General features: G+C 38.2%; 1 protein-coding gene. It reads right to left on the reverse strand.

Translation table 11 applies throughout. The features are described from left to right. On the reverse strand, positions 1–547 hold a 547-nt coding region (locus HX793_RS32360; RefSeq protein WP_498055038.1), incomplete at both ends, for a carboxyl transferase domain-containing protein.

Genomic DNA, 547 nt, shown 5'->3' on the forward strand with positions numbered 1-547 from the left:
GCGCACACTATAATAAGAGGTAGAGCTTCTTTAGTAGCGTATTCAATCAAACGGGTAATTTTCTCCCCGACTACGGATCCCATACTACCCCCCATAAACTGAAAATCCATAACCCCAATTGCTACGGTAATACCGTTTAGTTGCCCTCTGCCTGTTTGAACAGCCTCGGTTAATCCTGTCTTTCTTTGATAAGAATCAATACGATTTTTATAAGGCTCCTCCTCCGAATGAAATTCAATGGGATCCAGAGAGACCATGTCTTCATCCATAGGCTCCCAAGTACCCGGATCGATCAAAAGTTCGATTCTATCTGAACTACTCATTTTCAAATGATATCCACATTGTTCACAAAGATGCATTTTTGATTTCAAAAATTTCTTATAATTTAATGCGAAACAATTTTCGCATTGAACCCACAAATTCTGGTATTCTTCAGTTACACCCAGATTAGTAGAACTTTCTGGTATAGTTTGATCACTCGTTCTGGTATCCTCGTTTTGACTACTATTTCCACTTTTACCACAAATGGAACTAGAAATGTAATTGT

It is taken from the genome of Pseudomonas reactans, assembly GCF_013387025.1.
GTDB lineage: Bacteria > Pseudomonadota > Gammaproteobacteria > Pseudomonadales > Pseudomonadaceae > Aquipseudomonas > Aquipseudomonas reactans.